Source organism: Bartonella sp. AA81SXKL, assembly GCF_042196945.1.
Taxonomy (GTDB): Bacteria; Pseudomonadota; Alphaproteobacteria; order Rhizobiales; family Rhizobiaceae; genus Bartonella.
In genome coordinates, this window is record NZ_JBHIRH010000002.1 from 268766 (window position 1) to 276344 (window position 7579).

The 7579-nt window shown below is 37.6% G+C and carries 6 protein-coding genes, 3 tRNA genes and 1 pseudogene; 9 read left to right on the forward strand and 1 reads right to left on the reverse strand.

What is annotated here, in order from left to right; genetic code table 11:
• Positions 1 to 114 precede the first annotated feature (114 nt).
• The 6 genes from ACFINZ_RS02370 to ACFINZ_RS02395 all read left to right on the forward strand — a co-directional run bounded on the left by ACFINZ_RS02370 (position 115) and on the right by ACFINZ_RS02395 (position 6100).
• Positions 115 to 197: transfer RNA gene (locus tag ACFINZ_RS02370), tRNA-Leu, on the forward strand.
• Between the two features lie 135 nt (positions 198 to 332).
• On the forward strand, positions 333 to 1760 hold the full coding sequence (gene tig, locus ACFINZ_RS02375; protein WP_375701144.1) for a trigger factor: 1428 nt from the start codon (positions 333 to 335) through the stop codon (positions 1758 to 1760).
• A gap of 130 nt (positions 1761 to 1890) precedes the next feature.
• On the forward strand, positions 1891 to 3390 hold the full coding sequence (gene gatB / locus ACFINZ_RS02380; RefSeq protein WP_375642824.1) for an Asp-tRNA(Asn)/Glu-tRNA(Gln) amidotransferase subunit GatB: 1500 nt from the start codon (positions 1891 to 1893) through the stop codon (positions 3388 to 3390).
• A 181-nt stretch (positions 3391 to 3571) separates the two neighbouring features.
• Complete coding sequence (locus ACFINZ_RS02385; protein ID WP_375633064.1) at positions 3572 to 3970, forward strand: NADH:ubiquinone oxidoreductase subunit NDUFA12; 399 nt, start codon at positions 3572 to 3574, stop codon at positions 3968 to 3970.
• Positions 3971 to 4059: 89 nt separating this feature from the next.
• The gene (locus ACFINZ_RS02390) at positions 4060 to 4485 is read left to right on the forward strand and encodes a DUF2155 domain-containing protein (RefSeq protein ID WP_375633117.1); all 426 of its coding nucleotides are present in this window, start codon (positions 4060 to 4062) and stop codon (positions 4483 to 4485) included.
• 883 nt (positions 4486 to 5368) lie between these two features.
• Complete coding sequence (locus ACFINZ_RS02395) at positions 5369 to 6100, forward strand: rhomboid family intramembrane serine protease (RefSeq protein ID WP_375633062.1); 732 nt, start codon at positions 5369 to 5371, stop codon at positions 6098 to 6100.
• On the opposite strand, the gene ACFINZ_RS02400 is transcribed toward ACFINZ_RS02395, so the two are convergent.
• A complete protein-coding gene (locus tag ACFINZ_RS02400; RefSeq protein WP_375633060.1) occupies positions 6097 to 6927 on the reverse strand; it encodes a TrmH family RNA methyltransferase in 831 nt (276 codons plus the stop codon). The genes ACFINZ_RS02395 and ACFINZ_RS02400 overlap by 4 nt on opposite strands.
• Positions 6928 to 7132: 205 nt before the next feature.
• Here ACFINZ_RS02400 and ACFINZ_RS02405 point away from each other — a divergent pair.
• The 3 genes and pseudogenes from ACFINZ_RS02405 to ACFINZ_RS02415 all read left to right on the forward strand — a co-directional run.
• Positions 7133 to 7216: transfer RNA gene (locus ACFINZ_RS02405), tRNA-Tyr, on the forward strand.
• 31 nt (positions 7217 to 7247) lie between these two features.
• Positions 7248 to 7321: transfer RNA gene (locus ACFINZ_RS02410), tRNA-Gly, on the forward strand.
• 182 nt (positions 7322 to 7503) lie between these two features.
• A pseudogene (locus ACFINZ_RS02415) lies at positions 7504 to 7579 on the forward strand (elongation factor Tu); the annotation flags it as partial.

Below are 7579 nucleotides of genomic sequence, written 5' to 3' on the forward strand. Positions count from 1 at the left end.
CAGTTATGTATGAAAAGCATAGATTTTGTTTTTTTTATATATTTGTTTGCTTTTTTTCTGTAATTAATGGTATAGAAACGCCGCTTGTATAAGGTTATTAGCTTGTAAGTTTGAGCGGATGTGGCGAAATTGGTAGACGCACCAGATTTAGGTTCTGGCGGGAGACCGTGGGGGTTCGAGTCCCTCCATCCGCACCAAAGCAATCCCTTAAGTGCTACGGATTTCTACGTGTCTGAAATTCCGCTTCATGGTAAATGTAACACTCGAAGTGTTAGAATGTAATGATTATTAGAGTGGGTTGATCCCTCTCCTTAGAAAAATGAAGGTGTTTAATGCAGGTTACCGAGACGCTTAATGAAGGACTGAAGCGCGAAATTAAGATCGTGGTTCCAGCGAAAGATTTAGAAGAAAAGTTGAATGAACGATTGGATGATACCAAGGGAAAAATCAAGCTTAATGGTTTTCGTCCCGGTAAAGTGCCTAGTGGGCATTTGCGAAAAATGTATGGTAAATCCTTTATGGCTGAGATTCTCAATGAGATACTCAGTGATGCACCCCGTTCTATTTTAGCAGACCGCAATGAACGTGCAGCGATGCAGCCAAAAATTGATATAGATGAAGATGAAAAAATTCTAGATGGCAAAGCTGATTTTACTTTTAGTTTAAAGTATGAAGTTTTACCAAAAATTGACATTAAAGATTTTGAACATATTAAGGTTATCCGTGAAATTGCAACTATTCCTGAACAGGATATTGATGATCAAGTCAATCGCGTCCTTTCTTCTACGCGTAATTATTCCCTAAAAGAGGGGAATTCTGAAGAAGGTGATCGTATTACTATAGATTATCAAGGTAAGCTTGAAGGCATTCCATTTGAAGGCGGGGCAGATAGTGATGCACAACTGATTCTTGGGTCAAAACAATTTATTCCTGGTTTTGAAGAGCAATTGGTTGGTGTGAAAGCTGGGGATGTAAAAACGATTTTTGTTAAATTTCCTGATAATTACAGTGCGGCACATTTGGCGGGACGGGAAGCAGAGTTTGACATTACTGTCAAAGCTGTCTTTAAACCAGATGAATTAAAAATTGATGATGAAGCAGCGCAAAAAGTTGGTTTAGAGTCTCTAGATCGCTTACGTGAGGTCGTTCGTGGGCAGATTGAAAGCCAATATGGTTCAGTGACACGTCAAAAAGTTAAGCGTCAAATTCTTGATGCTTTAGATGCTGATTATAATTTTGAGATTCCTGAAGAACTTTTAGAGGTTGAGTTTAACAATATATGGGCTCAGGTTAATGATGATTTGAAAAAGGCTGGGCGCAGTTTTGAAGATGAAGGTATTACAGAAGAAAAGGCACGGGAGGAATATCGTGTCCTTGCGCAGCGTCGTGTTCGTCTTGGTTTGGTGCTTTCTGAAATTGGAATGAAGGTTGGTGTTAAAGTTAGTGAAGATGAGCTAAAAGCAGCCGTTTTTGATCAGGTTCGCCAGTATCCTGGACAAGAGAAAGAGATTATGGATTTTTTCCGTAAGACTCCGGAAGCTGTTGAAAATCTACGTGCTCCGATTTTTGAAGAAAAGGTCATTGATCATTTATTAGCACAGATAAAAGTCACAGATAAAGAAGTGACGGTTGAAGAGTTGATGAAAGAATATGACGAATCAGATGTCCCTGAAGAAAAGCCGGCAAAGAAAAAGTCTGCAGTGAAAGAAACGTCTACAGAGAAAAAAACAGCTAAGAAAAAGGCTCCTAAAAAAGCTTAATATTTATGCAAACAACACAAGCCCGATAAAATAGGGCTTGTGTTGTAAGATTTATATCCTAGGATTGCACTGAGAGAATGGTTTTAGATAAGCCATGAGTGAATTTTAAAAAATTGGTAGTGGATTGGCAATGAGCATCATTGATACGCGTACTCCTGATTCTAAGCGTTTTATTTCTGGAGTTACAGGTGATTGGGAAGTCATCATTGGCATGGAAGTTCATGCGCAAATCATATCAAATTCGAAACTTTTTTCAGGAGCATCAACCAAATTTGGTGCAGAGCCGAACAATCATGTATCACTTATTGATGCAGCCATGCCAGGTATGTTGCCTGTTCTTAATCAAGAATGTGTTCGTCAAGCGGTTCGAACGGGGTTAGGATTAAAGGCGCATATTAATTTAAAATCTGTTTTTGATCGCAAAAACTATTTTTATCCAGATTTACCGCAGGGGTATCAGATTTCTCAATTTCGCTATCCCATTGTAGGAGAGGGAAAGATTATTATATCTGTTGGTCCAGATTCGAATGGACAATTTGAGGATATTGAAGTGGGAATTGAGAGGTTGCACCTTGAACAGGATGCTGGAAAATCGATGCACGATCAACATCCAACGATGTCTTTTGTAGATCTTAATCGTTCTGGTGTTGCTCTTATGGAAATTGTTTCCAAGCCTGATATGCGCTCATCAGATGAAGCTAAAGCCTATATGACAAAATTGCGTACGATTGTTCGTTATTTGGGTACTTGCGATGGCAATATGGATGAAGGTTCTATGCGTGCAGATGTCAATGTATCTGTTCGTCGTCCTGGTGAAGGTTTTGGAACGCGCTGTGAAATTAAAAACGTTAATTCTATTCGCTTTATTGGTCAAGCAATTGAATATGAAGCGCGTCGTCAGATTGCAATTTTAGAAGATGGAGGCGTCATAGATCAAGAGACTCGGCTTTTTGATGCCGCTAAAGGTGAAACGCGCTCTATGCGCTCAAAGGAAGAAGCGCATGACTATCGTTATTTTCCTGATCCTGATCTTTTACCGTTAGAATTTGATCAAGCATTTGTGGATGCTTTGGCAGCAGACTTACCAGAGTTGCCTGACGCTATAAAAGCACGTTTTGTTAAGGAAATGGGATTGACAGTGTATGATGCTTCCATTCTTGTGACAGAAAAGGCTATTGCTGATTATTTTGAAGAAGTAGCGCGTGGGCGTGATGGAAAAATAGTTGCCAATTGGGTGATTAACGACCTTTTAGGGGCTTTAAATAAAGATAATCGTGAGATTGAAGAGTCACCAGTATCGCCAAATCAATTGGGAAGCATTATTGATCTTATAAAAGAAGGAGTTATTTCTGGAAAAATTGCCAAAGATCTTTTTGAGATTATTTGGAATGAGGGGGGAGATGCACGCCAAATTGTAGAAGAACGAAATATGAAGCAGGTAACGGATACAAAGGCTATTGAAAGAGCTGTTGATAAGATCGTTGCCAATAATTCTGATAAAGTTGCGCAAGCAAAGCACAAACCTGCTTTAGCTGGTTGGTTTGTTGGACAGGTAATGAAAGCAACAGGTGGTAAGGCAAATCCCCAAGCTGTTAATGAATTGGTGAAGATGAAACTTGGCATAGATTAAATTTTATGGGGTGGAGAAGAAGCCATACATATGATATCTTCTTGAAATTAAAGGATAGTACGTTAACCTATCAATTGGAATTGTAGTTGAATTTACTAGTAACTTTTTCGATAATTTCAATCGTTAATAATTTTATTCCAACGATTAATTTCATGAACGCACTAAATGAATGGAATAGCAGATGGCTCGTTTTTTTAAGCAAATCTTCACATGGTGGAATGGCAATACCATTGGTACGCGTTTTTTCACATGGCGCAAAGGTAAGCGGATAGGGGAAGATCAATTTGGAAATATATATTATGAAGGAGGACTTCATAAGGATGGTTATCCGCACCGTTGGGTTATCTATAAAGACTATTCTGAGGCCTCTACTATTCCACCAGGTTGGCACGGCTGGATTCATCATCGCTGTGAGTGTCCACCAACACAAGAGGATTATCATCCTTATGAATGGGAAAAGCCTCATGTTGCAAATATGACAGGAACAAGTGAGAGCTATCGACCAAAGGGGGCTATCACCTCCAATGGAGAGCGTTCTTGTGTGCATGAAGATTATGATGCGTGGTCACCTAAAAAATAACATGTTTTAATGTGCGTGTGTATTTTTGTCTTATTTGACTCTATGTTATGAAAAGAATTATTTTTTAAGGTGCGATTGATTTTGATATGATGAGATTTTTTTTATTGTTAGGGGTGAGGCATTTTATATATATTTTTTTTATGGGAATTTTAGTGTTTTTATCCTTAAATAATGGGGTGCGGGCTGAGCGTATTAGCAATGGAATTGCTGTTTTTGCAGGTCTTGACAAAATCACGGGACGGACCACACGTTTTGAAGTTACTCTTGGTAAAATTTATCAGTACGGCGCATTACAGGTAACACCACGTGCGTGTTATACGAGCTCTAAAGATGAACCCACGCGTACAACTGGTTTTATTGAAGTCAATGAAGTAACATTAGATAAAAAAATACGGCGTATTTTTACAGGATGGATGTTTGCAGATAGTCCTGGTTTGAACGCTGTTGAGCATCCTATTTATGATGTGTGGTTAAAGGATTGCAAACAGAATTCTCAAGATCGTCCTCTTCAATAATTAGTGTGTTATCTATTTATAATTCATTGGTTTATAATGGTCCTTTATCATTTTGCAACTTAATAGGAAGGTTCAAATTCCTATGATTGCCTCATTTAAATTTTTTATATTGAATTAATCCGGACTATTCTCTTGCACGTTACAAGTGGCGGATGTATCAATAAGACTGTCTAAGAAAGGAATAAAAAATTCTGTCATGAACTGTTTAAATTCAAAGATGCATCATTAGAATCAACATATTTTTTCAGTGTTTCATAAGAGACAGTTCTTGAATTATATCTGTTAAAGGTTGAAATGAAAGGCTTGTTTATATTTGTTAAAGAGATGAACTGACGCTTTTGCATGTATGAAGGAAACAGACTATCAAGTAAGTAATTCATCATGAAACACCAATTAGTATATCTAGAGAACGCTGTATTGGTATTTTTTCTCATAGAGATGTCGTTTTTCGTTCAAAGCGTAGAAGCAATGCAGGACATATTAATGGAAAAATTGAGATTTAAGATTCTTTAAAGTTTATCAATCGAAGTATAGCTTGGTTAAAAAATGCAATAATCAATATATTTCTAGTAAGAAAATAATGTTTATATATTTTTATTATACACCACCTCATAAGTGAGTTTGTCTATTCGTAAGTTCTTGTATATTGCATGGTAACTTCACATTTAAGTAAGCAGGATACCACTAAGTTTGTAAATCATATTCTTGATATCCATGCTTTTTAAAATCTTTTGTATAAAATACACGTGTTTTCATGTAGAGCTATTGAAAATTTAAAAAAGGGCTTCGAAGAGGCGTTGAGAAGATTCTGCATCACTGGGAATGGTATATTTATTTTGTATAAAGAATAACCCATTTTCTAAAAAATACGAGATTTCATACAATGAAAGTTTCTAGTCACCAACATAATGATGTTTCCCGATTGCCGAAACAACCTAAAGAACCCTTATTGAATGTTCCATTTATTATAGTTGTTTTGATAGCATTTTGTTTTTGTCTTTATTGCATTTCTCAGTATTTTTTTTCTCATCAGGTTTATGTTGAAAGCCTTGAGTTTTTTTCATTTATACCAGCATTGTTTAAGAGGGATCCTGTAGCATTTTGTTATACCATGGTGAGTTATTCATTTATGCATAGTAGTTTTAAACATGTTGCTCTTAATATGGTTTGGCTTTTGGTTTTCGGCTCTCCTTTAGCAAGGCATTTTGGTGTTTTACGTTTTTTAATTTTTTGGGTGTTAACGGCAGTTATTTCTGTTTTGACTTATTTTACATTTCATCAAGAAAGTACCATATCACTTATTGGGGCGTCAGGTGCCGTATCTGGAATGATGGGGGCTATTGCACGTTACGGTTTTCCTAGTGGTAATCTAGCTGTCAATGTGCAGAACGAAAAACTTTTGGGATCTTTATTATCTGTCAAAAAAGCTCTGTGTTCTAAGGGGGTTCTTGTTTATATGAGTGTATGGCTGACGACTGATTTGATCATAGGTATTTCTTCTATTTTGTTTGAAGAAAATGGCATCTCAATAGCATGGGAAGCTCATATTGGCGGGTTTTTTGCGGGTTTTTTGTTGGTTGGTTTTTTTGATGTTTCACAAAAAATTAAAAACTAGAATCTAAGATATTGATGTGCCACATAAAGAGCTATTGTTGCTGCATTTGAAACATTTAATGATTTAATATTTCCAGGCATGTCAAGGCGTGTTAAAGCGCAAACGGTTTCGCGTGTTTTTTTACGTAAACCTTTACCTTCTGCTCCTAAAACAAGAGCAATTTTATTCCCTGTTAATGCTGTTTCTAGAGGTTGGTCACCTTCTGAATCGAGACCAAAGCTTGTAAAACCTGTTTGATGAAGTTCTTGAAGAGCTTCAGCAAGGTTTCGTACGGTAATATAATGAATCATTTCCAGAGCTCCAGATGCCGCTTTCGCAAGAACACCGCTTTCGTGGGGAGAGTGACGGCAAGTTGTAATAAGTGCTTTAGCTTTCAATGCAACTGCAGAGCGCATAATAGCACCAACATTATGTGGATCGGTAATTTGATCCATGACAATGACCAGATCAGTATTGGTTAGTTCCGACAGTTTGCATGGTTTGAGGGGGAGAGTTTCCAAAACAATACCTTGATGAACAGCCTCATTTCCAACAAGCGAATCAAGATATTTGGGGGTGCATAATGTAACAGAGCAAGGATAATCTGATTCGGATATATTTAATCGTTTTAAGGCATTTTGTGTAACGTAAAGACATTTTAAAATTCTTTTTGGGTTTTCTAAAGCAGCCTGAACAGAATGAATGCCATAAAGATGGATGATCTCTTGCTGTAAAGAAGCAGCTTTCTTCTTTGGGTGTGTAAAAGATCGAGAAGGAGAGCCTTTTGTATCGCGATATCGGCGACGCAAACGAGCATAATGAGAATTTTGTGATGTTTTTTCTTTCATAGCTTCTTTATAACGTGTTAATAAGAAAAATAGAGAGAAAAAATCTATAATTTAAAATTATGAGCAGGAAATTTGTACAGAATTGTATTTATTCTGTTGACAGATACAATAGTAATCGTCATAACCACTTCGCAATCAGATTGAATTGAATGGGTATTCAAGATGGTTGTCGTGATGTCTCATTGCGCGACTTTATCGGTGTAATGGAGGGGTGCCCGAGTGGTTAAAGGGGGCGGACTGTAAATCCGTTGCGTATGCTACGTTGGTTCGAATCCAACCCCCTCCACCATTCATCGAAGGAGAGTTAGTACGTGGGTCATGCGGGTATAGCTCAATGGTAGAGCAGCAGCCTTCCAAGCTGAATATGCGGGTTCGATTCCCGCTACCCGCTCCAAATGGTTGTTGATGATTGGGCAAATAGGTATGATGGAGGATATTCCATTTATAGATTTGGTGGGGTTTTCCGTCTAAGAGTTGTGGTGATTGGGCTGTTTACAGTCTGGTCAGACTTAGGTTTTGCAGAACTGTCCCTAGGTGCTAATAAAAATTAGGGAATAAAACAAGAGATTAATAGCAATGGCGAAGAGCAAGTTTGAACGAACAAAACCGCATGTTAATATTGGTACGATTGGTCACGTTGATCATGGGAAGA

Excerpts from the sequence above, each read along its gene's own strand:
- tig (WP_375701144.1), top strand. The coding sequence starts at position 333 with ATGCAGGTTACCGAGACGCTTAATGAAGGACTGAAGCGCGAAATTAAG.
- gatB (WP_375642824.1), top strand. The coding sequence starts at position 1,891 with ATGAGCATCATTGATACGCGTACTCCTGATTCTAAGCGTTTTATTTCT.
- ACFINZ_RS02385 (WP_375633064.1), top strand. The coding sequence starts at position 3,572 with ATGGCTCGTTTTTTTAAGCAAATCTTCACATGGTGGAATGGCAATACC.
- ACFINZ_RS02390 (WP_375633117.1), top strand. The coding sequence starts at position 4,060 with ATGAGATTTTTTTTATTGTTAGGGGTGAGGCATTTTATATATATTTTT.
- ACFINZ_RS02395 (WP_375633062.1), top strand. The coding sequence starts at position 5,369 with ATGAAAGTTTCTAGTCACCAACATAATGATGTTTCCCGATTGCCGAAA.
- ACFINZ_RS02400 (WP_375633060.1), bottom strand. The coding sequence starts at position 6,927 with ATGAAAGAAAAAACATCACAAAATTCTCATTATGCTCGTTTGCGTCGC.